Origin of the sequence: Flavobacterium branchiicola (assembly GCF_018383905.1) — a bacterium.
Classification (GTDB): domain Bacteria; phylum Bacteroidota; class Bacteroidia; order Flavobacteriales; family Flavobacteriaceae; genus Flavobacterium; species Flavobacterium branchiicola.
This window is the reverse complement of the sequence record NZ_JAGYWA010000008.1, coordinates 30,140-55,467: the sequence shown is the minus strand read 5'-3', so window position 1 is coordinate 55,467 and position 25,328 is coordinate 30,140. Positions and strand designations below refer to the sequence as shown.

Genomic DNA, 25,328 nt, shown 5'->3' with positions numbered 1-25,328 from the left:
TTCAGTTTTAAACCATTACTATAGCTTCTTCAATAGTTTTATACACTTTTTGAAGTTGTACGTCTGTCATTATATACGGAGGAAGAATATAAACAATGTTCCCAACCGGTCTTAAAACAACTCCTTTATCAATAAAGAAATTATAGAGTTTCGTGCGCATTGAGCCATAATAACTTTCCTCTGCCTCAGATTTAATTTCAACTGCAAAGATAACACCTAATGTTCTGGCTGTAACAACTTTTGGATGATTTTCAATTTTGCTCTGAAATTCAAGATGGCTTTTATTGATGCGTGCAATATTGGCCTGCATTTCATTGGTCTGTAATAAATCTATACTCGCCAAAGCCGCCGCACATCCTGTTGGATTTGCGGTAAAAGTATGTCCATGAAACAACGCTTTATTAATATCGTCATCATAAAAAGCATCAAAAACTTCCTGAGTAAAAGTGGTAATTGCCATCGGGATGGTTCCACCAGTCAACGCTTTAGAAAGACAAATCATATCCGGATTTTCATCCACATAATCCATTGCAAAAGTTTTTCCCGTTTTACCAAAACCCGTCATTACTTCATCGGCAATTGTTAAAACATTATGTTCTTTACAAATCTCAATTAGTTTTGCCAAAGCTTCCGGTTCGTACATAACCATTCCGGCTGCACCCTGAACCAGAGGCTCAAAAATAAACCCTGCACAATTATGATTTTCAATGACATTTTTCAACGCATCAAAACTCGCTTCTTCCTGTCCTTTTACCGGAACCGGAATTCGAACAACGTCTATAAACATTCCCTGAAAAGCCTGTGTGTAAAATGAAATTCCGCTTGCGGCCATTGCAGCAAAAGTATCACCGTGAAAAGCATTTTCAAAAGCGATTATTGTGGTGCGCTTTTCTCCTTTATTAAAAAAATACTGTAATGCAACTTTTATCGCTACTTCAACTGCTGTTGAACCATTATCTGAAAAGAAGATTTTTTGTTGATTCTTAGGTAAAATCTCCATCAGTTTTTCTGCTACTTTTATTGCAGGTTCGTGTGTAAAACCTCCAAATAAAACATGCTCTAAAGTAGTTAATTGTTTATAAATGGCATCGGCAATAAATTTATTACTATGCCCAAACGGATTTACCCACCAGGATGCAATCGCGTCTATATATTCTTTATTGTTTTCGTCCCAAAGCAATGCTCCTTCACCTCTTGAAATGGCAATTGGAGTTTGAGATGTTTTGTGCTGTGTATAAGGATGCCAAAGGTATTGGCTGTCTTTTTCTGTTAAAGTCATACGATTGATGATTTTTGATTAACGATTTCAGATTAACATTAATTTTTGAAATTGTTATTGCAATTATTATTGAAGTTGTAAAAGATTTTCACGAAACAAATCGGCATATTCCTTAATTACATTTTGGTCAAAATAAGGTTCTTCCTCTATTCTTCCAATGCATTTTACTCCTGTTTTATTCAGAATCAAACTTTCCGTTGATTTGTTTTCGCTTCCGCTAAAGATAATTCCGTCGATTTTAAATCCGTGATACTGAATTGCTTCAATCGTTAGTAAAGTATGATTGATGCTCCCCAGATAATGTCTTGAAACTACAATTATCTTATAATCGGGTTGAATTAAATCTATAATTGTATCTTTTTCATTTAGTGGAACAAAAATTCCGCCAGCCCCTTCTATAACTAAATGATTTTTGGTTTTTGGCTCTTTAATCTCCTTTAAATCAATTGTGATTCCGTCAATTTCTGCAGCCAAATGTGGACTTGCGGGTGTATTTAGCTTATAACTATTTTCGAATATTTTTGTTTTTTCATTCGAAATTCTGGCTTTTATTTTATGACTGTCTGAGTTATCTAAATCTCCCGCCTGAATTGGTTTCCAGTAATCGGCTTCTAAGGATTCAACGATAATTGAAGAAGCTATGGTTTTACCCACATCGGTTGAAATTCCTGTTACAAATATTTTCATGCTATTTTGGCCACGGATTATACAGATTGAACTGATGTCCGCGAATTTTTTATTTTTATTTATGTTTATTGACAATCTGTGCTAATCCGTAAAATCCGTTTTATCAGTGTGCCAGCATGCAAAAATACCAATAAACAATAAACCCATCATTACGATGGGTTCTATTTTTTATTCATTAAAATTTCATTTTTTATTTCTTTTTAATGCTTTTAGGCAATTGGTGTTAATTCGTTTTATCTGTGACCCTCCCCAATAAAGCCTTAATTCTTTTTGCAATGATTAAAGACCACTGATGGTACTGATTCAACGGATTTACGCGATTTTTTTTTATTCTATTTAACACTTATTGATGACAATCTGTGTTAATCCGTAAAATCCGTTATATCAGTGTGCTATCATACAAAATATCACTAAACAATAAACCCATCATTACGATGGGTTCTGTTTTTTATTTATTCTTCTCTCAATTCGTCAATTACTTTCCTTATTTCATCTGCAGATTTGCCGTAAAATTTCTTCACCCACCATTCTAATGAAATTCCCATAAAAACCATTGTAAAAACCACTACCGAAAACAATGCTATTACTTGATTGTTCGTAAACTCTTTCGATAGAAATCCGGGAACTTTGGCAGCTGAGTAATAAAAAATACCAATTAAATACAAGATTAAAAATGGCGTTAAGGCAAACCCAAACGTTTTATACAATTCCATATTTAACCTGATATCAAAATACGTTTCGTATAAACTATCTTTAGTTTTTAAAGTTATTGCACTTAGTCTTTTATAAAAACTGTAAAATTTTATTAAATAATAAACGCAAACCACCACGTAAAAACTAAAAAGCAAATAATACAAAATGATTATTTTTCTCGGGAACTCGTAAAATAAAGGTACCAGGCCAATTGCAACAATTGAAAAAATCTGATAAACGAATTCATTTTTTAGATTTTTTTTAATCCTGTCCAGAGGCGTGTGTGCTGCCTGTATTTTTTCCAGATTATTAGGAAGAATAACATTTTCGCTCTTTTCGTTATTCCATGCGTTTTGTATATCGTTAAAATCCATAGCCCTGATTTTTAATAATTTCTTTTAGTTTTTCTTTTGCCCTGTTCAATTTCACTCTTGCATTCCCTTCAGATATACCGAGATTCTCTCCAATTTCCTTATGCGAAAAACCTTCTAACTGATAAAAAATAATCGCCTTGTCAATCTTTTCCAGTTTTTGAACTGCTTTATAAAAGTGATCCAGCTGACTTTCTTTTATCTGAGAATCGCCTTCATCCTCTTTAATATTCTCCGATGTAATTTCATATTTATCAACTTTACGTTTTTCTTTCTTTAAAAAAACAATTGCCGTATTAATCGCAACCCGATACATCCAGGTCGAAAACTGACTTTCATTTCTAAAAGAATCGTATGATTTCCAGAGCTGACAAACAATCTCCTGAAAAAGATCCTGCTGATCATCAGAATTGTCCATATACATCTTAGAAACTTTGTACAAGATTCCTTTATGGCGCTCCATTTTATTCAAAAACTCGTGTTCTTTTCCCTTCAAAACAATCTTAATTCATTATTGGTTTGACTGTATATCCTGCTTTTCTTAACAAATTAATTATTCCTGAATCTCCCGCCAAATGCGCAGACCCTACTGCAACAAACAAACTTTCCTTTTTCATCATTTCAGGCAAAATCTTTACCCAGTTTGAGTTTCTGTCGTCGAGCATATATTTTTTAGACTTGGCACTCATTCTATTTTCTGCAGTCATGCTATTATACAAAGTGTCTAAGTTTTCAAGTTTATATTCTGCAACCAATTGCTTTGTTTCCTCTGCATCCGAATCTTCTAACATATCAATAATTTCAGAATCAGAATAAGCATCTTCCAAGGATTTAAACTGAGATTTTACCGTTTCTAAACCTGCAATTTCTATATTTCGGTTTTTCGCCTTTTCTATAAATTCCATTTCATAAAATTTCAAATCATTGCAACCAAATGTTTTCATCGAAATTAAACTCATCACAGTCACTAAACTAAAAGCATCGACTTGCTGAACCGTCATTCCAGCCGATTTTTTCAAAATTGCATCTAATTTAGATAATTGCTCTGCATTAAGTTTTTTACTTAATGGCTCTTTCCCCATTGCCAATTGCTGCATTTCTGTTAACTCTTTCGGGTCACTAATGTTAATTTCTAAAACCAATTTATTGGCTTGATCTAATGCTTTTTTTGTTTTTTCGGAAAGAAAATAATCTCCTGAACAGATCATATGAATTGTTCCATACAAATAAGAAGGTTTAGACAAACCGTTTCCCGAAACTTCCCACAAAAGAGAATTCTCTAATTTTGAAGATTCAGTTTGTGCCTGAATTGTGATACTGAAAGTAATAGTGAATATTAATACTATATGTTGAAGTAAATTTTTCATCTTCTGATTGATTAAAATTGATGATTAAAACCTTTTTATTTTGATTACCCTTCGTAAGTAACCAGATTAATAAAACGTTACAAAAAAAACGATTTTTTTTTTGCCCACAGGTTTTACGAATTGGACGGGTTTGCACGGATGTTTTAATAAATATCTAAAAATTCGTTGACAATTAATTTAATCAGTTTGATCTGTCGGATTAATTGTGTTTTTTAAGTTATACTTTCTGTTATTTGTATAAATAAGACGTTTAAATTCTGGGCTTTCACCAAAATTTAGTAATAATCCAATCTGAATTTGAGTTGATTTTAAGTAATTCATTAATTGAGCAATGTGAGAACCAGCCAAACAGTCACATGCTTTAAGCTCAAGAATGATCGAATCTTCAACTAATAAGTCGGCATAATATTCACCAACTAACTGATTTTTATAAAAAACTTTGATTTGCTTTTGGGCTTCAACTTTATAGCCTTGTGCTTTCAATTCAAAATACATTGCATTTTGATATACTTTTTCCAGAAAACCATATCCAAGCTGGTTGTAAACATCATAAAATATTTTTAATATTGGTTTTGATATTTCTCTATGTAATAGATCACTCATAATATATTTGCATAAATCTTTAAAACGGTTCATTAAAGCAAAAATACGAAATATCCTATAAAATACATTGTTTCAAATATTAGCCACTGATTTGACGGATTAAACAGGTCTACACAGATTACTTATTATCAATCTACCTAAAGTCTTACTAAACGCTAAAAAAATAAAAAACCAGTGGCAACCCGTTTAATCCGCCAAATCCGTGTGCAAAAAAAATCAATCAGCTAAAAAACAAAATCCCTCAGCAATTCCAAAACCTGAGTAATTTCTTCTTCAGAATTATTACTATGAATACAAAAGCGAAGGCGCTCTTGTCCTTCTGGCACTGTTGGTGATAAAATGGCTTTTATATCAAACCCTTTATCTTGTAGATCCTGTGCCAATCTTTTTGCATTTTCGTTCCCGGGAATAATAGCCGATTGAATAGAGGATTTACTATGAACAAACATTGGTTTTAAACCCAACAATTTTTTTTGCTGATTGAAGAATATTATGTTTTGACGTAATTTTTCGATTGTCTCCGTTTCAATTTCTAATTGCTGATAGGCCGTTAAAATTGTAGCAACTGCATGTGGCGAAAGCCCTGTAGTATAAATAAAACTTCTCGCAAAGTTGACTAAATATTCTTTGAGTTCCTGACTACCTAAAATAGCTGCTCCGTGACATCCCAATCCTTTTCCGAAAGTCATGATTCGGGCAAAAATTCTATTGTGTAATTGCAGATATTGCGTTAACCCTTCGCCTTTATCTCCAAAAACACCAAGAGTATGTGCTTCGTCAACTACTAAATAACAATTATGTTTTTCAGCTAGTTGAACTAGTTCTTCCATATTTGGACTATCGCCATCCATAGAAAAAACTGTTTCGGTAACGACATAAATATTTGTATCCGGAAATTTAAGAATGAGACGCTCTAAATCTTCAAAATCATTATGATTGAATTTATATGATTTCGCATTCGACATCACAATACCATCCCGAATAGAGGCATGACTTAATTCATCATATAAAATAACGTCATTTCGTTGCGGTACGGCACTAAAAAAACCAACATTGGCATCGTAACCCGAATTGAATATTAAAGCTGATTCTGTGTCATGAAATTGCGTTATAAAAGATTCCGCATTTTGATATAAAGAATGATTACCGGAAATTAATCGGGAACCTGTCGCACCATTCTGAATAATATCATTTTCGATTAAATAATGATGTGATAGTTTAAAAATAGATTCTGATTTCGAAAATCCAATATAATCATTGGAAGAAAAATCAACAAGATTATTAAAACTTGGCAATTTCCTCAATGAGTTATTCAGCTTTCTATTTTCAAGCTTTTGGATAAGATTTTCGGCTAATTTCATAAAAGCAAAGTTATGAAATTGAACTTAAACTAAAATAAACAGCGGATTTGTTATCACCCGCTGTTTTTCGCTTCAATTTTAAATCGCGCTGATAAACGGTGATTGGTTAATAAATCTTTCCTCAATCATTTCTTCAATCAGAAAGTCAGCAATACCCAAAGCACTTATTCTGTCTCCATCACAATCAAGGAGATTTATCTTAACTTCTGAAGCTTCATCTGTAAATTCAATAAATGGTACCCTCACCATTGTCCAGTTCACAGTGCTGCTAACTAAAAGATCATAAGTAAGCTGTCGGTCTTTTTGAATTTCAGGAAAAGATGTTTTCATCCAATCTGTTGCCAAAACTGTTTTTGGCCCTTTCTTATCAAAAGGTGTATCAATATTAAGTCCAGCTAAAACCAGGTATCGCTTGATTTTGAATTCGCTCATCACTTGCAAGACATTTTTAGTAGCCTGACTTGCCACCATTGGCTCACCGGGACGCTGGCCAATTGTACTAATTACAGCCTGACAATCTTTGAGTAGTAAAACAATCGCTTCTTTATCGATAGCATCACCTTTGATAATTTCGATTTTTGAACTTTGAATGGTAAAATTCTCAGGGTTTCTTAGCAGGAGTTTTATGCTAAATCCTTTTTTCAATAACTGGTTTACAAGAAAATTACCAGTTCTTCCTCCGCCACCTAATACGGCAACTTTATATATATTTTTCATTTGTATTCTTTATAAAATTTGACATAAATAATTCGCACTTTATCAATTGGATAAAGTGAAACAATAAAAGCTTACTGAGCTTTTATAAACAATCAATATTTTTATAAAGAGATTCTAATAATCCAAATATACAGCTTTTACTAAAGCAAAAAAGCCAAACAAGAATGTTTAGCTTTTTAATTTATTATTGAAATTATTAAAGTCGATTAAAATAATTTGCCCTCATGAATTTACATTTTAGAAAAAGACTCACAAAAACAATTTTCGCCTAACAAACTCTAATTATGCATTGGGCAAATTAAAAAATTGTATACGTTACAGTAGTACTCGTAGTGCTTTTAATTGTAAAATTAGTAGTAGCTGGTAACCCGCGCGCCACAATATCGCGCTCAATAGTAAAAATTGGTGACTCGCAACAACTATTCCATGGAATGGTATATGTAGGACCAAATACAACTTTTGCAATTTCAACTTCTTTTTGAGACATTGAAGTTTTAGCAACAAAATCAGAACTTGTCGTTAGAGACATTGTCCCAAAAGCTAATACCATTAGCAGCATTCCTAAAAAAACTTTTTTCATAATAAATTCTTTAAATGTTAATATACTTATAGATGTTTTAAGTGTCAGAAAATTAAAGTGTAGAAAAAGCCAAACAATAACATTTGGTTTTTAATTCTTTATAGTAATGATCATTGTTTACTAAAATAGATTATCCATCTGAATTCTAAAGAATGAAACTCATAAAAATAATTATCTGTCAACTATGATATATTTAATCCTATTACCAAATTGTATAAGTAACAGTGGTACTTGTGGTACTGTTAATAGTAAAATTAGTTGAACCCGGATACCCGCGTTTAGCCAGATCAATATAAATCGGAGTAAGCGGCGATTCACAACAACTTTTCCAAGGAATTGTGTAAGTAGGACCAACTACAACTTCTTTTTGATTCATTGACGTTTTAACGACATTCTCAGAGCTAGTAGTTAGAGACATTGTCCCAAAACCTAATGCTAATAATAGCATTCCAAAAAAAACTTTCTTCATAATATTATTTTTAAGTGTTAATATACTTACAAATATATCAGATATACAGCAAAAAATTTGCATATTTTTTGCGTGTTTTTCGCATAATTTGTTAATTTTCTGACACATACATTAATTAGAGATGTGCATTTCATAATAAGAGCACTCGAAAGCGAGTAATAATTGCAAACCCATAATCTTTTTTAGATTTGGAAATCACATTTAAAACTCAACAAAGAATAGATTTACCACCACTTTATTCTTCCTAAAAGCGATGATAAGATTGTGAAAGCTGGTAAAGCAGAAGACATTCTCATTTAAAATAGTACATTATCCCGAACAGTATCTCAAGATTAAAAACAAGAACTCCAGTAATTTTTCTCTTTTTTAAATTATAAACTGATTCTTACTAATTTGTATATTGCATTAAAAAAAGAGAAAAATGAAGATTATTTGCAAAAACTGTGAAACACCTAATTATCCAGATTTCAATTATTGTCCTGAATGCAGTCAGAAAGTTAATTTGCATCGTATAAGTCCGCATGAGGTTTTTCATGAAGCTATTCATTATTTTACACATGCTGACAAGGGCATTTTTCAACTCGTTCGGGATTTAGCTTTTAAAACCGGACTTGTAGCCAGAGAATACATTAGTGGAAAAAGAAAAAAGTACTTTGCTCCACTTAATTTTTTCTTATTGGTTGCCGCTATTTTTGTTTTCATTTCGAATATTCCAAAAGAAGCACCTCCGATTGACATCCAAAAAGAAAATCAGGAACTAAGTGCTATTTCAGATCCTGTTCAAAAAGAAAAAATCATACATCTATATGAACGAAAAGAAAAAATGCTACATTTCATGAAGAAATATTCGAATCTAATGGCAATGATGGCTTTGCCTCTTACGGCATTTTTTTTCTGGTTGTTTTATAAAAAAGAGAACTACAACTATACAGAACATCTTGTTGCAGGTATGTACATGTTAGGTTTTTGTATATTGGTCAATACCCTTTTAATTTTCCCAATTTCTACATTATTTCACCTATCTGGTAATTTTCAAGCCTTGCTTTTTGTATTGTTTCAGCTCTTTTATTTTACGATCTTTTATTATAATTTTTTAAATAAAAGCACCAAACTTCAATTTGCAAAAGCTTTTGGAGTAAGTGCTTTCGGGCTAATCTGCTGGGGAATTATCTCAGGATTTACTGTAAATACTTATGTTTCTACCGGCTTTTGGGGAATAATACAATAATAAAAAAACATCCATCGAAAATAAACGAAAACAAAAAAGCCAAACATTTTATGTTTGGCTTTTTAACTTATTTTAAAATTGTATTAGTCAAATTAGTCAACTAACACAATTACTTTATTGTCTTTCATTTCGATAGTACCTGACGTAATCTCTAATGTATAAGTCTGGTCATTAATTCTCGAAAACTTATCTGCTACCTCTTTAGAAAAATTAAAGCTTGGTGCTGCAATTTTTACAGTTCCTTTTTCCAGAATAGAAACAATAGGCGCGTGATTATTCAAAATTTGAAAGCTTCCATCAACTCCAGGTACAGTAACAGATGTTACTTCTCCTGAAAATAATTTTGCCTCTGGTGATACTATATCTAAAATCATAACTGTTTTTTAAAATTCCAAATTATAAAATTCCAAATCCCAATCTTGGAATTTGGAATTTTTATTTTTTGATGTTTATCAAGCTATGCCTGATTATGCTTCAGCTAACATTTTTTCTCCAGCTTCGATCGCATCCTGAATAGAACCTTTCAAGTTGAAAGCTGCCTCAGGAAGGTGATCTAATTCACCGTCAATAATCATGTTAAATCCTTTGATAGTATCTTTAATATCTACTAATACTCCCGGGATACCTGTAAATTGCTCTGCTACGTGGAATGGCTGAGACAAGAAACGTTGTACACGACGTGCTCTAGATACAGAAAGTTTATCTTCTTCAGATAACTCTTCCATACCAAGAATCGCGATGATATCTTGAAGTTGTTTGTATTTTTGAAGAATTTCTTTTACTCTTTGTGCACAGTCGTAGTGCTCATTTCCTAAAATTTGTGGAGTTAAGATTCTAGAAGTAGAATCTAATGGGTCTACCGCAGGGTAGATACCAAGCTCAGCAATTTTACGAGATAATACAGTTGTAGCATCTAAGTGGGCGAAAGTTGTAGCCGGCGCCGGGTCAGTTAAGTCATCCGCAGGAACGTAAACCGCTTGTACAGATGTAATAGATCCTTTGTTTGTAGATGTAATACGCTCTTGCATAGCACCCATTTCTGTTGCTAAAGTTGGTTGGTAACCTACTGCAGATGGCATACGTCCTAAAAGTGCCGATACCTCAGAACCTGCTTGAGTAAAACGGAAGATATTGTCAACGAAGAACAATACATCTTTACCTTGGTCAGATCCAGCTCCATCACGGAAATACTCAGCGATAGATAATCCTGAAAGTGCCACACGTGCACGAGCTCCAGGAGGCTCATTCATTTGTCCGAAAACGAAAGTAGCTTTAGACTCTCTCATTCCTGGCATATCTACTTTAGATAAATCCCATCCTCCATTTTCCATAGAGTGCATGAAATCATCACCGTATTTAATAATTCCTGACTCTAACATCTCACGAAGTAAGTCATTTCCTTCACGTGTTCTTTCACCTACTCCAGCGAATACTGAAAGTCCACCGTGACCTTTTGCAATATTGTTGATCAACTCCTGAATCAATACTGTTTTACCAACACCAGCACCACCAAACAATCCAATTTTACCTCCTTTTGCGTAAGGCTCGATCAAATCGATTACTTTAATACCTGTGAATAAAACTTCAGATGAAGTTGATAAATCTTCAAATTTAGGAGCTTGTCTGTGAATAGACAAACCGTTTTCACCTGTTTTTGGCAAGTTTCCTAAACCATCAATTGCATCTCCAATTACATTGAATAATCTTCCATATACATCTGGACCGATTGGCATTTGAATTGGGTTTCCTGTTCCAACTACTTCATATCCTCTAGACAAACCGTCTGTAGAGTCCATAGAAATTGTACGAACAGTGTTTTCTCCAATGTGAGATTGTACTTCTAGAACTAATAAAGTTCCATCTTTTTTAGTGACTTCTAGTGAATCATAAATTTTTGGAAGTTCAACATCTTTACCGTTGAAAACTACGTCAACTACTGGTCCAATGATTTGAGCAACTTTTCCTATTACTTTTGACATTACTTATGTATTTATTAAATAGCTATTTAGGTTTATCGAAAATACCTCTTTTTTCAGAGCGCAAAGATAATTTTTTAAAATATAAAATCAATTTTTTTTTCATAAAAAATACCATCATTTTGTTTGATTCCTAAAAGTCAGGCCTCAAATAAGCAAAAAAGCAATTTTTATTATGCTAAAAAAAAGCCACTGCATTTTATCAATGAGTGACTTTCTTCCTAAAAAAAATTGGCTTTATTATAATTGTTTTGGAAATAAAACTGGATAATTACCAATATTTACTCCATTTAAGTTTGATCCATACTTAGCATTAATGGCCTCTATGAATTTATTAGCAATTAACGCATAACCTCTTGGCGACGGGTGAACTCCATCTAAAGAGAAGGTTCCTCCTGTTACAAATGTAGATTTCATTGTAAAACCATTTGCTGAAATACCTGCCCCTGCTATTTGCGTCATAAGAACTTCTGTATCTAATAATGCTAAGTTTTTTGCTGTAGCTACTTCCTTAATAGTTTCATTGTACAACTTAGTTGCTTTTGCTACTTCAGCAATTTCATTTTTCGTCAACACCCATTTATCTTCTAAAGGCACCGAAACTCCATTTACTTTTGTCTGATCTTCATTTACCAGTGTTCCAATAAAATTCATAGCGGTTAAAACTACCAAATCATCTTTGGTAGCATGTCTGTAGGACGGAAGACGGTAAGCAGAAAGATCTGTTAAATAACTATCCACTATAACTACAGCGTTGCTTCCTGCAACAAAGTTTATTGTTCTTTTTGCAACTTCATCAGCAGTTAACAAACCTAAACTTTTCATTTGCTGCAAACCTCCGTTGTAAGCTGCGTATCCTGCATTTAATTGAGCTGCTTTATCTGCCGGAAGCGCTACAGGGTTATAAGGTACTGTTGTAAAGTAAGGCAATGACGTGATGTTTGGCAAGTTTGCTATTACACCTTTTGCTCCTTTAGCAGTTAATCCATTTATTATATTGTTATAAACTGTTTTAAAAACTGTAGGATCTGTAATGTCACTTCCTGAATAAGTTGACGGATCCATATTTCCGGTTTGATCTTTACCAGATCCTCCAGATGTAGCATATCCTAAAACATCATTTCCTCCAATCCATAAGGAGAAAAAAGTAGGCGATTGTGCAATTGCATCCTCAAGAACTGTTGTAGTAGGAGAACTTGCAAACCTTGCAAAATAAGGATTAGCTTTCCCGATTGCTACTCCACCGACATTACCATAACCCGGAGCAACTAAATGGTAACTCCTGGCACCCGGAACGCCTAAATTATTAAAAGTTCCTGAAAGATGTGCAGTAACTTCTGTTGTTGGCACTCCATCTACAGGAGCAGGTGCTTTCCCGTTAAAATACAAACGCGGTCCGCTAATAACAGTTCCTCCTAACAATAATCCTCCAATATTATCATTTGTTAAAGGCGTTTTAAATTCTCCTCCTCCAACTAATACAAATTGTTGTGCCAAAACATTCGGATAAGCACCTTGCTGTCCTTTAATAAACAAAGCGTTATCACTAAAACCCGCTGCAAAAGAATCTCCTAATGCCACATACTTAGAAAAATTTGCACTTCCGGCCGTCAATGGCATTCCGTCAGACGAGTCTATTGGAGCAACTACATCATCATCACTATTACAAGCCATAAAGGTTAACGAAACCAATACAAGCCATTTGAAATTTTTTATCATAATTTATATATTTTATAATTATCTGTTTCTAAATTATTCATTGAGAAACACAAATAACATCTTTGATTTATAGTTAAAAATTACGGATTGATTGTCCATGAAGCAAAATATTGCTGTCCGATTAGTCCGGCTCCAATTACCTGGTAATATTCTTTTCCTCCAATATTAGCAGCACCTAATTTTACAACAGATTTTAATTTTGGAATTGCATAATTAACCTGAGCATCAATTACTGTTGCAGATTTGATTGTACCATCGGCAAAAGTTGATTCCCATTCGTATTCGCTATTCCATCTTCCACTAACATTGAATCCAAAATTTTCAAATAATTTATCATTTCCAAGAGAAACTTTAATTCTGTGTTTTGGTGTATTAAAGCCTGCTTCAAAACTTGGATCTTTAGCCTGATCAAAATCAAACTGAGCATAGTTGTAGTTTACTCCTAATTCATAATTTGCGATTACTTTTTTAGAAAGCCCAACTCCAAAACCAAGTGAATGAATCTCTACATCTGAATTTGTATACACTTGATATGCTCTATATTCTCCGTTTTGTATTGCACGAACAGATTGAAACCCTGGATCTGTTGGTCCCCCGGCAAGGTTAGGATTATCTTGCGCAGTTCCATAATAAGGAGAAATTACATTAAGGTTCCCAATAAAATTATTGTAAATATTGTAGTATCCATTAAGATCTACAGATAAACCATCAAAAACAGAACGATATCCTAATTCAAAAGCTTTCACTTCTTCCGGCTTAACATAATTTGCTGTTGATTTTTTTAACAATGCTGCAGCCGCAACCGGATTACTTCCTGCCTGTGCAGCAAAAGCACTTACTGAAGTCGCTAAATAGGAGTTACCATATGCATCATTACCCGTCATAACTTTTGTTGGGCTTCCTCCACTATACGACTGACCTTCTGCACTTAAGTTAAAAGTTTCACTAAATCTTGATAAGTTATCAGGAGCAGAACCAATTAACACAGCGTTTCCAATATTAAATCCGATGTATTGATCCTGAGTAGATGGATTTCTGAAACCTGTCTGGAAAGATCCTCTAAAATTATGATTTTTTCTCTCTCCCGCTGAATACACTAAAGATAAACGTGGTGAAAAATTCCCATCGAAGTTTTTAGATTTATCATAACGTATAGATCCTGTAAATTTCAATCTGTCTTCCATGAATTTTTTCATCAATTGCGTATAAGCACCATACTCATTGTAATTAATAGGCCCATTTGCATCTGTATAAATTCTGCCATGAGAATTCAATTCATATAATCTAAAAGAACCACCTACCTGAATCTCAGCAAATTTTATCAGATCTCTAAAATTGTAATTTGCATCTGAATGATAAATTCTTGAATTATCAACTAATTTTGAACCTGTAAGCACACTTTCGTCAGCAATAACCTGATTAAATGCACTTTTAAATTGATCTGATCCCGGTAAAAAACGACCAGTATCTGCAGTACTTCTTGCCGCTGCATGTGCTTGTTGCGGTGTCATACCTCCTAAAGTCCCCTGAATAAAAGCTCCAGCATATTGACCAAACCAGGTGTTGTCATCTTTCCACTTTCTGTTTATATTAATTCCGGTAAACACCATATCATAAGAATTCCCCCCATCTTCAAAAGTAGTATATCCTCTTACGAAAAAATTCTTCCCTTTAAATTCAATTTTGTGCTGTTGCATAGCAAAATTATTCAGGTAATATCTATTTGCTCCCTGATAAACAGCATTTCCGAAACCAAATTTACTTTGCCAGATGATTTCCAATCTTTCATCCCCAAAAGGTCTTCCGTGAAAAGAGAAATCAATTTTAGTATTTCCTGCTTTATTATTGGTTAAATCAATTTCATTATATCCGGTTCTGCTCACATTTGAATTTGGAAGAAGATTTGATGCTCCAGCCGGAATCAACCCCATAGCTTCCAATTTTTGACCAACCCCTTTTATGTTTGTAGAAGCCTCGTCACCATACACGTTGATACCGTCATAATTTGGATCTGTTCTGTCTATCCCTGCTCTGGTTTTATCATCATAATTTGTAGCATACCAATCTGTAGCTTCCATATAGGTGAAATTGGCTTTCACTGCAATGTATTTATTAAAAGCATGCGCCAATCTAAGACCAAAATCATAGTAACCATTTGTACCTGCAGCATCCTGCGAAGTCATACCATATTTAAAATAAGTAGAAATCCCCTGATTTGTAAATGGACTTTTACTGGTCATAAATAAAATCCCATTAAATGCATTTGCCCCATATAAGGCAGATGATGCTCCAGGAAGCAACTCCACACTTTGAACATCAATCTCCGAAACACCAATCATGTTTCCTAAAACGAAATTCAACAAAGGCGATGAATTATCCATACCATCAACCAATTGCATAAAACGTGTATTTGCAACTGTAGCAAAACCTCTCGTATTTATGGATTTAAAAGACATACTACTTGTGTTCATTTGTACCTCTTTCATGTTTTCCAATCCATCATAAAACGAAGGAGAAGCTGTTTTCTTAATTTCCTGAATTCCCATTCTTTCAATTGTAACAGGAGATTCTAAAATTCTTTCCGGAGTTCTAGAAGCCGAAACTACAATTTCATCTAGTTTTGTTTCTTCCCCTTTTAGCATTACATCTACTTTTTGATTTGCAGAAGTAATACTAATCGTTTTTGTCTCAAAACCCACAGCAGACACTTTTATAGAAAAGGGCGGCTTGGCAGTAGTATTCAATTTAAAGGTACCATCAAAATCTGTCGAAGCTCCAGTAGTACTTCCCACAACATTTACATTGGCACCAGGAATAGATTGTTTGTTACCATCAGTAACTGAACCGGTTATTGTATTCTGCGCAAAAGATATTCCGCTAAAAAACAACATAATTAGCAAGTAGACTCTCATTAGGGTTGGTTTTTGGTTAGTTTTTTTGAATTAATTAATTACTAGTTGATTAAGCCAAAATACAAATAATTTTAATATTTATAAAAAAACGTTAAAAAAAATTCATAATCAATATAAATTTAGTTACAATTTTAACTATTTCGTAATTGATTTTATTAGGGTAATATCAAATATTAAACACAGAACCACCTTAATGCTATGCATACATATAAAATTTTTAGACTTTTTTGAGGATTCGATAAAAATACACTACTCAGAAAAAAAATTTGACAATAAAAAAAAGCGAGACCTAAATCTCGCTTTTTTAACATTATTTGTATTTTTATTGATTACTTCGACTTCGTTTCCACCTTATCTAATCTTTCTTTCAAATTGCTGATTTGCTTATTTTGCTCAATCATATACAAAGTCATTTCCTCAATTTTCTGCAAAAGTTTTATATTCATTTCAGCTAAATTAATCCCATCTTTCTTCATTTTCTCCGCAGAAGCAATTTCTGGCAAATGCTTATTTTCCTTTATAAATTTATCTACAGATTCTAAAGATGGTAAAGCATAATCACTTTCAAAAACAAAATCGGCTCCGGCATTAACAGTGACTTTTACTTCCTGAGCATGGATATTTCCCGCAACGGTTAGTTTTGAGTCAGGAGAAGTTGTACCTATACCAACATAACCTCCATAAAAAACTAAAGAGGGATAATCAACGCCATTAAAACGCTGGACAAATTGCTGATTTATACCGTGACTATTCCAAACAGTCTGCATTGTAAGATTATAGTCATCATGATCTGTCGACCATTTTTGAGTATTGTGAACACCCTCATGTAAAATTGGCGTAGTAACATCTAATATTGCAGAAGGCAGTTTTGTTCCAATACCAACATTGCCATGCATAAATGAAAATTGATTTGCATCCAATTCCATTTTGGAGTATGCAGATGTATTTCTATTAAAAGACTGAATCCCTACAACACCTGAAGGCTGATCTAAATAAATCTCTAATCCTTCATTACCATTTTTAGAAACAACAAACTTTTGTTGCGGATTAGTTGTACCAATACCAACATTCCCATTAGTTTGAAATATGTTTTGAGCAAAATTGAGATGAAAGGTTAAAAGGAATAAAAATAAAGCACATTTTTTCATAATTATTTTTTTAAGATTCTAATTTGCTTTTCTAGTTCGGTTTGCTTTTTCTTTATATTCAAATTATCTTTTTTCATTTCTTCATTCTCTTTCTTCATCTCAATCATATACAAAGTCAATTCTTCAATTTTCTGAAGAAGTTTAGCATTCATTTCACCCAAATTAACTCCATTTTTTAGCACCTCTTCTTCATTTGGAATATTCTCTAAATGCCCCTTATCTGCAATATGTTTCTCAACTTGCTCCAATGTTGGCAGATTATACTCCTTTTTGAATACAAAATCTGACCAGCCTGTCATATCTACCTTTACTTCTTTGGAATGGATAGTACCATTTACATCTAACTTGTTATTTGGATTCAAAACTCCTAAACCTAAATTACCCTCTGGTGATAAAACTAAGGATGTAATAGCACTGATATTTGATCCGTTCCAATAGGAGGTTTGGATTTTTAATCCTGAACCTGTTTGAGCATATGTTCCTCCACCATAATTATCAATTATTGTTTTATAATATCGATCATTCCAAAGTTGGTTTAATACTATACTAGCACCATCACCTGCCCAAGTAGAACCAATTATATTTACAACCGCTTGTCCTCCCGCATTTAAAGAAGTTTTTTTGACGTCTAATAGACCCTTTGGGTTATTTGTTCCTATTCCGACATCACCATTTGAATTAATACGCATTCTTTCAGCACCGTAAGTGCCGAAGACGATATTACTCATCATATCTGGTATAGTCGAATAACCAGACAAATCAATATAAGACTTTACAGCATTTGCACCCCCACCAGCTGATAGTCGTAAAAATCCATCATCAGCTCCGTTTGCAGTATTACTATAACCTCTAATTTCTCCATTTGCTAAAGTAGTAGCAGAAACAGAAGGCCGTGAAGTCATGTTATTCAATCCTCCATTTATTGTAAGAGAGCCGTTAACCGTCAATTTGCTTACAGTATTTAAAGTCCCAATACCAACATTATCATTAGTTGGAAATGTGTTTTGAGCAAAATTTAGATGAAAGGTTAAAAGCAATAACAATAAAGCACATTTTTTCATAATTATCTTTTTAAAATTCTAATTTGTTTTTCTAGTTCAGTTTGCTTTTTCTTTATATTCAAATTATCTTTTTTCATCTCTTCATTCTCTATCTTCATTTCTTCATTCTCTTTCTTCATCTCAATCATATACAAAGTCAATTCTTCGATTTTTTTCAGCAAATTAAAATTCATTTCGGCCATCATTAACCCGTTCTTTTCTATTTCTTTGGAAGAAGGGATTTCGGGCAAATGATTATTTTGCTTAATAAATAGTTCAACTTCATTTAGCGATCTTAGTTTATAATCACTTGCAAAAACATAATCAGGAACAATTCCTGCATTAACAGTGACTTTTACTTCCTGAGCATGGATATTTCCCGCAACGGTTAGTTTAGAATCTGGTTTTGACACGCCAACACCAATATTACCACAATAAAAAGAAAGAGCTGCATAATCTACTCCATTATAACGTTGCACAAATTCCTGATTTACTCCATTATTATCCCAAACAGTTTGCAATTTTAGATGATAATCAACATCTCTAGTAGACCATTTTTGAGTATCATATTTCCCTTGTGTCAAAATTGGCGAATAGACATCTAAATATGCAGATGGAGCTCCTACACCAATGCCAATGTTACCATTAACTATCTGATTTCCAAAAAAAGTATTTTCACTTCGTGTAGCCAATTCATGCCACTTATTCCAAATACCAATTCCATTATTAAGGTCTGCATTTTTAGTTCTAAAAGAAATTCGATCGCCTCCTCTTGGACCATAATCAGCATTAATCTGACAATCATATCTATTATCAAAACCTCCAAAACTTATTAATGCGCCATTCCATGGCGTCCCTGCTGAAGAATATGAAAAAGTATATCCCCCAACAAAGCTGTCGGCTGCTCCTTCAGCATTTATTATATTAGTTGGAGTTAATTTTTGGGCATCTGCATTTAATGTATTTACTAATACAACAACTACTGCTACAATAATTCTATTCATTTTCATTCTGTTTTTCAATTTAACTCAAATCTGCACGAAGCCCGATCGCACAGATATCTCTCCGCAACGATAGCGCAGGTTTGCAAATCGCCGCTAACAGGTTCCTACCTATGAATATGAAAAAGTATATCCTCCTTTAAAAGCATTAGTTGTTCCCGGAGAAACAATATTAAAAGTCGGATTTAGACTTTGAGCTTGCAAGCTTAGTCCTGCAAACATACACAATAATACGATAGTCCTTTTTTCATTTTTCTTACTTTACTTTGACGATTTAATACTCTTCTTAAGGTTTTCTATTTCTTTATTTTGTTTTTCATTTTCTTTCTTCATATCAATCATATATAAAGTCATTTCCTCAATTTTTTGCAAAAGTTTTATATTCATTTCAGCTAAATTAATTCCATCTCTCTTCATTTTTTCCGCAGAAGCAATTTCTGGCAAATGCTTATTTTCCTTTATAAATTTATCTACAACTTCTAAAGATGGTAAAGCATAATCATTTTCAAAAACAAAATCAGCACCGGCATTAACAGTAACTTTAACCTCCTGAGCATGGATATTTCCTGCTACAGTAAGTTTAGAGTCTGGTTTTGTTGTACCTATTCCAACATTTCCATTTCCAAGAATTCGCATTTTCTCCTTTTGTCCTGTCAAGTAGGATTCGTGAGTGAAAAACTGCAATCCATAAGTATTTTCACCAGCATTTTGAGTAATTGTCCTAATCGATGTTCCGGCTAACTCATAATTGGTCACATTAATAGAATGTGCAATCATGATGGCAGATTCATTATCAACATTTGCAAAATTTCTAACTAATATATTCCCACCATCAACTTGAAATTTAGCTAGAGGATTTACTGTCCCAACTCCAAAATTTCCTCCTGCAATAAAGGAATTTCCGTAATCCTTAAAAAGCACAGTTGTTCCAATCCTTGTTCCTCCCTTAAAATCTTCCTCAAAATTGATTGACAAAACATTATACGGAGCATGAACAAAAGCTCTTCCTCCTGAACCTCTTTCAGGATATTTGAATGTTACATCTGCCAATCCATTATAAGAAAATATGTTATTTCCGTTCGGAGAATTAATTTGTGCAGAAACTTTTAACGTTAAAATTAAAAATAGGACTAAAGTACGTTTTTTCATTATTTATCTCTTTTCAATTGTTCAATTTCTTTTTTCATTTCAATCATGTACAGAATTATTCGCTCTATTTTCTGAAGCAGTTTAGAATTCGTTTCTATCATATTAATTCGTTTTTTCGATCTCTTGCTCGGTTAAATCCATCCTCCGAAAAACGGTTAATACTTCGTTAAATTCGCTCGCAAATAAACAAAAGCATTTTGCATTTTTTTTACGGGATTCCACATTTTAAAGTCTTTTTATATCTGTTTTAAACGCAGGAAAAAAATTAACGTCTGATAATGTCTTAACAGTTTTACATGTCTATTTCTAATCTAATGAATTGGCACATTAAAATCACAGCTCCACTTACATGTACAGTAGAAAACAATGCTAAAAAGCACATGCTTATAGCAAACAAAAGCATGAAACATGATTTTCTTCTAGAAAACCACCAATGATTATAAAAAAAACTGAAGTATTCTACATTTTCAGAGTCTTCCTTCTTAAATACATCAATTTTTCAATTTCCCAGACTATCTCTGTATAATTATACCTCTCCAGAAACCCGCGCAGCATAGGGTCGCCCAAACTTACACTTACATTAGTCAACGCTGCACTTTGCAGGTTTTCGTAACCTGTAAAACCGCAATCTAAAATAGCTAAACCTGCTAACTTATTTCCTTCACTGTCTTTTATACTTACAACACCTTCCAAGCATCAAAAAATCACTTTTTGAATACTTGATTATTACGATCTCTAATTACTGTACTACTGCCTAAAAAAGACTCAACTCAAAGATTACCAAGTCATCCAATATTCCAAACTTAAAAAATTAAAGACAACCTGAAGGCTGTCTCTTTTTTTGATAAAATTCATATTAATCATTTTAATTATTCGTGCTTAATAGGGCTTGTTAACTAATGCCCTATTCTGATATATGACCCTATTTTGAAACATGACCTACTTAAAATTCAATTACACCTTCCTTGTGAGCATCCAAGAAAACTTTAAAATCGTTATCCATTTTAATTGGATAATCTCCCAACAAAAGACTTTTTTGAGGGTCGTTTTTATTATATGCCACAACAAACTTATCATTAACGTTTGGCGAAGAAGGAAGTTTATAAAACAACATGTCATAATTATTCACATAATGAATATTATTGACAGTATAAGAATATGTAATTGAACTTTTGCCTACATTATGGCCAATTGTTCCTCTATTAAAATACACTTCTACATAACAAATTGAGAAATCATAATCTCCTAAAGAATTTTCAGCCTTGCGCTTATTCATTTTATTAGTTACTAATAACACAATCAAACAAAAACCGAAAATAATAATATGATATTTTTTATCCATAACATTAGCCTTTAAATTTATTTTGTGAAAAATTAAAACATGATCGCACAGATATCTCTTCGCGATGATAGCGCAGATTTGTAATGTAATCTGTGCCCGCAAAGTAATTTCTTCAAACAAGGAAATTATTCAGGCTTAGAAAATGATTTAGATGTTGTATTGTACTTATTTTAAAAACACTAACCTTTTGCGTTTACTCAACTTTGCGGGCGCAGATTACAAATCTGCGCGATCGGGGTCTACATAGCTCTTATTAACTCATTAAAATTTTGAGCTTTTTTAACATTTTCTATCCATTTAAATTTATAATCATTTGATTCAAGATTATCTATTCTATTTACCATGAGATCTTTTAAATCATCCAAATTAATCGGTTCTTCTAATAGCTCAAATATCATTTCATCTTTCAATTTTCCAAAAAAGCTTATCCAACTACGTTCACTTTTTTGAAGTTTAATTATCTTAAAAATGGCCCCTTTACTATCAATAACTTTATGATTTAATCTTAATTTCTCAAACAAATCATAAGATTTGTTACGGTAATAAATATCATAAAAAATTATTTCACTTACGTTTTCCACATTCAATTCATTAATCGAAATATCTAAAACAGGAAAACTGATTTTATTAATACAATCCTTCATACATTTTTATTGTTATTGTTTTTCCAAAGTCACTATCATCAAGAATATCACCAAGTCCTTTAGCCTCATCATAAATTAAATAATTCACTCCCATTGTACCAAAATCAGCTACAAACCACACTCCTGCTACTATAGACCCAACCCCTGTTGTTGAAACTCCAAGCATCGCTCCATTTATAACATGAGACGGTTTTATATTTCCAGAAAGAGCAATATCAGCAACCAGCAAAGCACCTCCTGCCTTTGTTAATTTTGTAGATAAGCCTCTAGCTCCTTTAACTTTGGCAATTTGATTTGCTCTATGGTACATTGCACCGGGATTTTTCCATCTGGATTGCCAATAAAAACTTGTTCCTGCAGTTTTAGTAACATGCCATACTTCATTCATTTTGTAAAATTGAGCCGTTTCGACCATATAAGTAGAAATGCCTCCAATTGTTGTATTAATTCCCAATAATCCTGTTGAGATTGATTTTCCAATAAAATTATCACTTTTAATTTCAGCAGAATTCGTATTCAATCCCAATTGTCCACTAGACATATTACTACTATTCAAGTTCACATAACTACTCCTGTTAGGCGGTGGTCCTGAACTTTTATGACGACCGAATATATTATTAAAGCTTATTTTACTTTTCCACCATTCGCTAATTTTATCTCCGTTAATATTTTTATTAGCCCATTCTTTAATACGCCAATTATCCCAATTATCTGCTATTGTTTTTATACCATTACCTATAACTGCTCCCCAACCACAATCGACACAATCTCCTCCACCTCCTTGTGTTGCGTTACCGCTAGGATCTATATACAAGAGAGGATTATTGTAAACATAACCATACTGGTTATAGTTTTGGGTATTGGTTACATCTTGTATATAATTATCTACTTGCAGGAACCTGCGCAACATTGGGTCGTACAAACGTGCATTCATATTTATCAATCCTACACTCTGCAAATGTTCGTGTCCTGTATAACCGCGGTCTATAACCGTTAATTAATATCCTATTCTGATTGACTCATTTCTAATTCTTTCTTTATACCTTTCAAAATACTATTCTCAAATTTTTCCATTTCTTTCTTATTCGTAAAATAATCAAAATCATCATTTACGTTTTTCCAATTTCCAATATTTAACCCGTCATTAATACTAACAAAGGATAATTCCGTTATATTTTTCTCTAAAGATCTTATTACAATAAAAACAATTTGATTTTCATTTTTATAATAGAAATAAAAACCATACCAATAATCACCTTTAGCTTCATCTAACAACTCCCAGGAGCCTTCATTATGTATTGATACTTTTGGTACTAAAAATTTTTGATTATGTTTTTTAAAATTTACAACAGCCTGCTTTACACTTCCTTCACTATATTCCAATTCATATTTCTCCGCATAAGGATAGCTTCCAGGTGAAAATCCCCTACCAATCCATACAGCAAAAATTAGCATGACAACTATTCCAATTATATATAATCCTTTTCTCATTTAAACAAACTTAATGTTTATGAATAACAGGGGTATTATTGACTCCTGCATTACTTATAATATACCACATTTTAATCCTCATATAACCATTTGATTGTGACAAAGTCAAAACAGTTTTAAACGAAGCAAAAAAACCTAATCCAACTCCTAACACTCCTGCTTTTAATCTTTCTTTCGCTCCAAATAAAGCAACTGGATCAAATGCAATTTCTAACTCTTCTTTAACAAATTTCCAATCCGCTCCAATTGCTTTCGAATCTGTAAATAAACCCCAGACACCAGTTGCGTGAATGTTATCATACCTTCTATCATGACCAATGGCAGGGTATTCTGCGATACTGTTAGGCACGTATGAATAATTATAATCTCCATTGTATGATCTTGGATTATCACCACCAGGATATGAACCTACTAAATTATGTCCAATAGTAGATGGATCTAAACAATATGGACAAGTGTCAATTCTTTCTTTGCCATTTGGGTTACCACTATTAACACCAATACTTCCAAGTATATTAGAATTAACCACACTCACATAACCACTCCTATTAGGTGGTGGTCCTGAACTTTTGTTTCCTCCAAACAAAGAACCAATATTTCTGCCAATAAAATTGACTGCATCTCTTGCTGCTTTTCCTACTGCGGTACCCGCTTCGTCAATATTTCTGGCGCTGGCCCATCCGCCTACCCAATGTTTAATTTTATCTGCAAGATCAGGATGATACTGCATGTTGTTCTCATTATAGGCTGGGTAATTAGTACCTCCACAACCTATGCAATCTCCTACTTTTGCTGAATTCTCCCTGCCAATTCCTAAACTTCCGTTTAAATTTAAGATCATTTAGTTTACAAGATGCTACTCAAAAGGATTTATGTGTTAGTAAAAAATTACTTTTGCGAAATTGTTTTTTCCGTCAAACTATGCAAGCTCTTATAAGAAACAACTCCAATGGGAATCAAATTTATCACAAAAAGATTTCCTTTATAATTAATGAAACTAATTGATTGTTTTCCCTCGAAACCAACGTATCCAAAATCTCTTTTATCCTCATTTTCAAACGATATATTAAATAAAGAAAATTTTCCTTCTATCTCATAAAATTCAGACTGATTAATCCTCGAAATTTGACCTGTATTAAAATAATAAAGCTTTTTTGTGTTAAATGGAAAATTATCTAAATCTATATATCGCCCACTCTTATCATTAATATCTGAAAAAGAGAAGAAATTGAAATTTGTTTTTTTTCTTGGTTGTTTATTCGTAGAAATTAATTCATAACCATTTATTATCTTACCTAATTTGGTCACCGTTAAAAAATATCTTTCATCAATTAAAGCATTAAATCCAACAAAATCTTTATTTATATAATAATTCAAACTATAATCAACCCGATTCTCAGAAATATTAATTAGTTCACTCAATTTTATTTTAGATTGAAGTTTGTTAGTTGTAATTCCAAAATCTGATGCAATATAAATTACAATTTTGTATACCATAAATACCATTAATGCAACTCCAATGATTTTAAAAATAATGTGTTTTTTCATAAT

General features: G+C 32.8%; 26 protein-coding genes. 1 reads left to right on the top strand and 25 read right to left on the bottom strand.

The window, feature by feature from the left end; translation table 11 throughout:
* Positions 1-7: 7 nt before the first annotated feature.
* The 10 genes from bioA to KHA98_RS19435 form a co-directional block, all read right to left on the bottom strand.
* Positions 8-1,279, bottom strand: a complete 1,272-nt coding sequence (gene bioA / locus KHA98_RS19480; RefSeq protein WP_213259573.1) for an adenosylmethionine--8-amino-7-oxononanoate transaminase — start codon at positions 1,277-1,279, stop codon at positions 8-10.
* Positions 1,280-1,345: 66 nt separating this feature from the next.
* A complete protein-coding gene (gene bioD / locus KHA98_RS19475) occupies positions 1,346-1,966 on the bottom strand; it encodes a dethiobiotin synthase (protein ID WP_213259572.1) in 621 nt (206 codons plus the stop codon).
* A gap of 452 nt (positions 1,967-2,418) precedes the next feature.
* Positions 2,419-3,033, bottom strand: coding sequence for a hypothetical protein (locus KHA98_RS19470; protein WP_213259571.1), 615 nt, complete (start codon positions 3,031-3,033; stop codon positions 2,419-2,421).
* On the bottom strand, positions 3,023-3,526 hold the full coding sequence (locus tag KHA98_RS19465; protein ID WP_213259570.1) for an RNA polymerase sigma factor: 504 nt from the start codon (positions 3,524-3,526) through the stop codon (positions 3,023-3,025). Before KHA98_RS19465 ends, KHA98_RS19470 begins: the two co-directional genes overlap by 11 nt.
* A gap of 7 nt (positions 3,527-3,533) precedes the next feature.
* On the bottom strand, positions 3,534-4,397 hold the full coding sequence (locus KHA98_RS19460; RefSeq protein ID WP_213259569.1) for a TraB/GumN family protein: 864 nt from the start codon (positions 4,395-4,397) through the stop codon (positions 3,534-3,536).
* A 177-nt stretch (positions 4,398-4,574) separates the two neighbouring features.
* Positions 4,575-5,000 carry a GxxExxY protein gene (locus KHA98_RS19455; protein WP_213259568.1) on the bottom strand — a complete coding sequence of 142 codons (426 nt, stop codon included), beginning with the start codon at positions 4,998-5,000 and terminating at the stop codon, positions 4,575-4,577.
* Positions 5,001-5,224: 224 nt separating this feature from the next.
* Positions 5,225-6,361 carry an aminotransferase class I/II-fold pyridoxal phosphate-dependent enzyme gene (locus KHA98_RS19450; protein WP_213259567.1) on the bottom strand — a complete coding sequence of 379 codons (1,137 nt, stop codon included), beginning with the start codon at positions 6,359-6,361 and terminating at the stop codon, positions 5,225-5,227.
* A gap of 78 nt (positions 6,362-6,439) precedes the next feature.
* Positions 6,440-7,078, bottom strand: coding sequence for an NAD(P)-dependent oxidoreductase (locus tag KHA98_RS19445; protein WP_213259566.1), 639 nt, complete (start codon positions 7,076-7,078; stop codon positions 6,440-6,442).
* 298 nt (positions 7,079-7,376) lie between these two features.
* On the bottom strand, positions 7,377-7,658 hold the full coding sequence (locus KHA98_RS19440) for a hypothetical protein (RefSeq protein ID WP_213259565.1): 282 nt from the start codon (positions 7,656-7,658) through the stop codon (positions 7,377-7,379).
* A 202-nt stretch (positions 7,659-7,860) separates the two neighbouring features.
* Positions 7,861-8,127 carry a hypothetical protein gene (locus KHA98_RS19435; RefSeq protein WP_213259564.1) on the bottom strand — a complete coding sequence of 89 codons (267 nt, stop codon included), beginning with the start codon at positions 8,125-8,127 and terminating at the stop codon, positions 7,861-7,863.
* A 421-nt stretch (positions 8,128-8,548) separates the two neighbouring features.
* On the opposite strand from KHA98_RS19435, the gene KHA98_RS19430 reads away from it, so the two are divergent.
* A complete protein-coding gene (locus tag KHA98_RS19430; RefSeq protein WP_213259563.1) occupies positions 8,549-9,355 on the top strand; it encodes a DUF3667 domain-containing protein in 807 nt (268 codons plus the stop codon).
* 92 nt (positions 9,356-9,447) lie between these two features.
* Here the strand turns inward: KHA98_RS19430 and KHA98_RS19425 are convergent, their stop codons facing one another.
* The 15 genes from KHA98_RS19425 to KHA98_RS19355 form a co-directional block, all read right to left on the bottom strand.
* Positions 9,448-9,729, bottom strand: a complete 282-nt coding sequence (locus KHA98_RS19425) for a F0F1 ATP synthase subunit epsilon (protein ID WP_213259562.1) — start codon at positions 9,727-9,729, stop codon at positions 9,448-9,450.
* 93 nt (positions 9,730-9,822) lie between these two features.
* Entirely contained in the window at positions 9,823-11,334 is a 1,512-nt protein-coding gene (atpD, locus tag KHA98_RS19420) for a F0F1 ATP synthase subunit beta (protein ID WP_072969875.1), read from the bottom strand.
* 237 nt (positions 11,335-11,571) lie between these two features.
* Entirely contained in the window at positions 11,572-13,050 is a 1,479-nt protein-coding gene (locus KHA98_RS19415) for an SGNH/GDSL hydrolase family protein (RefSeq protein WP_213259561.1), read from the bottom strand.
* Between the two features lie 80 nt (positions 13,051-13,130).
* Positions 13,131-15,962, bottom strand: coding sequence for a TonB-dependent receptor domain-containing protein (locus KHA98_RS19410; protein WP_213259560.1), 2,832 nt, complete (start codon positions 15,960-15,962; stop codon positions 13,131-13,133).
* A 329-nt stretch (positions 15,963-16,291) separates the two neighbouring features.
* Entirely contained in the window at positions 16,292-17,110 is an 819-nt protein-coding gene (locus KHA98_RS19405; RefSeq protein ID WP_213259559.1) for a tail fiber protein, read from the bottom strand.
* A gap of 2 nt (positions 17,111-17,112) precedes the next feature.
* On the bottom strand, positions 17,113-18,171 hold the full coding sequence (locus KHA98_RS19400) for a hypothetical protein (RefSeq protein ID WP_213259558.1): 1,059 nt from the start codon (positions 18,169-18,171) through the stop codon (positions 17,113-17,115).
* Between the two features lie 2 nt (positions 18,172-18,173).
* Positions 18,174-19,154, bottom strand: coding sequence for a tail fiber protein (locus tag KHA98_RS19395; RefSeq protein WP_213259557.1), 981 nt, complete (start codon positions 19,152-19,154; stop codon positions 18,174-18,176).
* A 258-nt stretch (positions 19,155-19,412) separates the two neighbouring features.
* Complete coding sequence (locus tag KHA98_RS19390) at positions 19,413-20,300, bottom strand: tail fiber protein (protein ID WP_213259556.1); 888 nt, start codon at positions 20,298-20,300, stop codon at positions 19,413-19,415.
* A gap of 459 nt (positions 20,301-20,759) precedes the next feature.
* Positions 20,760-20,993 carry a hypothetical protein gene (locus KHA98_RS19385; protein WP_213259555.1) on the bottom strand — a complete coding sequence of 78 codons (234 nt, stop codon included), beginning with the start codon at positions 20,991-20,993 and terminating at the stop codon, positions 20,760-20,762.
* Positions 20,994-21,243: 250 nt separating this feature from the next.
* Complete coding sequence (locus tag KHA98_RS19380; RefSeq protein ID WP_213259554.1) at positions 21,244-21,576, bottom strand: hypothetical protein; 333 nt, start codon at positions 21,574-21,576, stop codon at positions 21,244-21,246.
* Between the two features lie 305 nt (positions 21,577-21,881).
* Positions 21,882-22,286: a hypothetical protein gene (locus KHA98_RS19375; RefSeq protein ID WP_213259553.1), complete on the bottom strand. Its 405-nt coding sequence runs from the start codon at positions 22,284-22,286 to the stop codon at positions 21,882-21,884.
* The gene (locus KHA98_RS19370) at positions 22,270-23,220 is read right to left on the bottom strand and encodes an RHS repeat-associated core domain-containing protein (RefSeq protein ID WP_246522438.1); all 951 of its coding nucleotides are present in this window, start codon (positions 23,218-23,220) and stop codon (positions 22,270-22,272) included. Before KHA98_RS19370 ends, KHA98_RS19375 begins: the two co-directional genes overlap by 17 nt.
* A gap of 71 nt (positions 23,221-23,291) precedes the next feature.
* The gene (locus KHA98_RS19365; protein WP_213259552.1) at positions 23,292-23,777 is read right to left on the bottom strand and encodes a hypothetical protein; all 486 of its coding nucleotides are present in this window, start codon (positions 23,775-23,777) and stop codon (positions 23,292-23,294) included.
* A 10-nt stretch (positions 23,778-23,787) separates the two neighbouring features.
* A complete protein-coding gene (locus KHA98_RS19360) occupies positions 23,788-24,618 on the bottom strand; it encodes a hypothetical protein (protein WP_213259551.1) in 831 nt (276 codons plus the stop codon).
* Between the two features lie 47 nt (positions 24,619-24,665).
* On the bottom strand, positions 24,666-25,325 hold the full coding sequence (locus KHA98_RS19355; RefSeq protein ID WP_213259550.1) for a hypothetical protein: 660 nt from the start codon (positions 25,323-25,325) through the stop codon (positions 24,666-24,668).
* Positions 25,326-25,328: the final 3 nt, after the last annotated feature.

What these genes read in the sequence shown, in the direction of transcription:
- bioA (WP_213259573.1), bottom strand. Translation starts at nt 1,279, where the DNA reads ATGACTTTAACAGAAAAAGACAGCCAATACCTTTGGCATCCTTATACA.
- bioD (WP_213259572.1), bottom strand. Translation starts at nt 1,966, where the DNA reads ATGAAAATATTTGTAACAGGAATTTCAACCGATGTGGGTAAAACCATA.
- KHA98_RS19470 (WP_213259571.1), bottom strand. Translation starts at nt 3,033, where the DNA reads ATGGATTTTAACGATATACAAAACGCATGGAATAACGAAAAGAGCGAA.
- KHA98_RS19460 (WP_213259569.1), bottom strand. Translation starts at nt 4,397, where the DNA reads ATGAAAAATTTACTTCAACATATAGTATTAATATTCACTATTACTTTC.
- KHA98_RS19455 (WP_213259568.1), bottom strand. Translation starts at nt 5,000, where the DNA reads ATGAGTGATCTATTACATAGAGAAATATCAAAACCAATATTAAAAATA.
- KHA98_RS19450 (WP_213259567.1), bottom strand. Translation starts at nt 6,361, where the DNA reads ATGAAATTAGCCGAAAATCTTATCCAAAAGCTTGAAAATAGAAAGCTG.
- KHA98_RS19445 (WP_213259566.1), bottom strand. Translation starts at nt 7,078, where the DNA reads ATGAAAAATATATATAAAGTTGCCGTATTAGGTGGCGGAGGAAGAACT.
- KHA98_RS19440 (WP_213259565.1), bottom strand. Translation starts at nt 7,658, where the DNA reads ATGAAAAAAGTTTTTTTAGGAATGCTGCTAATGGTATTAGCTTTTGGG.
- KHA98_RS19435 (WP_213259564.1), bottom strand. Translation starts at nt 8,127, where the DNA reads ATGAAGAAAGTTTTTTTTGGAATGCTATTATTAGCATTAGGTTTTGGG.
- KHA98_RS19430 (WP_213259563.1), top strand. Translation starts at nt 8,549, where the DNA reads ATGAAGATTATTTGCAAAAACTGTGAAACACCTAATTATCCAGATTTC.
- KHA98_RS19425 (WP_213259562.1), bottom strand. Translation starts at nt 9,729, where the DNA reads ATGATTTTAGATATAGTATCACCAGAGGCAAAATTATTTTCAGGAGAA.
- atpD (WP_072969875.1), bottom strand. Translation starts at nt 11,334, where the DNA reads ATGTCAAAAGTAATAGGAAAAGTTGCTCAAATCATTGGACCAGTAGTT.
- KHA98_RS19415 (WP_213259561.1), bottom strand. Translation starts at nt 13,050, where the DNA reads ATGATAAAAAATTTCAAATGGCTTGTATTGGTTTCGTTAACCTTTATG.
- KHA98_RS19410 (WP_213259560.1), bottom strand. Translation starts at nt 15,962, where the DNA reads ATGAGAGTCTACTTGCTAATTATGTTGTTTTTTAGCGGAATATCTTTT.
- KHA98_RS19405 (WP_213259559.1), bottom strand. Translation starts at nt 17,110, where the DNA reads ATGAAAAAATGTGCTTTATTTTTATTCCTTTTAACCTTTCATCTCAAT.
- KHA98_RS19400 (WP_213259558.1), bottom strand. Translation starts at nt 18,171, where the DNA reads ATGAAAAAATGTGCTTTATTGTTATTGCTTTTAACCTTTCATCTAAAT.
- KHA98_RS19395 (WP_213259557.1), bottom strand. Translation starts at nt 19,154, where the DNA reads ATGAATAGAATTATTGTAGCAGTAGTTGTTGTATTAGTAAATACATTA.
- KHA98_RS19390 (WP_213259556.1), bottom strand. Translation starts at nt 20,300, where the DNA reads ATGAAAAAACGTACTTTAGTCCTATTTTTAATTTTAACGTTAAAAGTT.
- KHA98_RS19380 (WP_213259554.1), bottom strand. Translation starts at nt 21,576, where the DNA reads ATGAATAAGCGCAAGGCTGAAAATTCTTTAGGAGATTATGATTTCTCA.
- KHA98_RS19375 (WP_213259553.1), bottom strand. Translation starts at nt 22,286, where the DNA reads ATGAAGGATTGTATTAATAAAATCAGTTTTCCTGTTTTAGATATTTCG.
- KHA98_RS19370 (WP_246522438.1), bottom strand. Translation starts at nt 23,220, where the DNA reads ATGAATGCACGTTTGTACGACCCAATGTTGCGCAGGTTCCTGCAAGTA.
- KHA98_RS19365 (WP_213259552.1), bottom strand. Translation starts at nt 23,777, where the DNA reads ATGAGAAAAGGATTATATATAATTGGAATAGTTGTCATGCTAATTTTT.
- KHA98_RS19360 (WP_213259551.1), bottom strand. Translation starts at nt 24,618, where the DNA reads ATGATCTTAAATTTAAACGGAAGTTTAGGAATTGGCAGGGAGAATTCA.
- KHA98_RS19355 (WP_213259550.1), bottom strand. Translation starts at nt 25,325, where the DNA reads ATGAAAAAACACATTATTTTTAAAATCATTGGAGTTGCATTAATGGTA.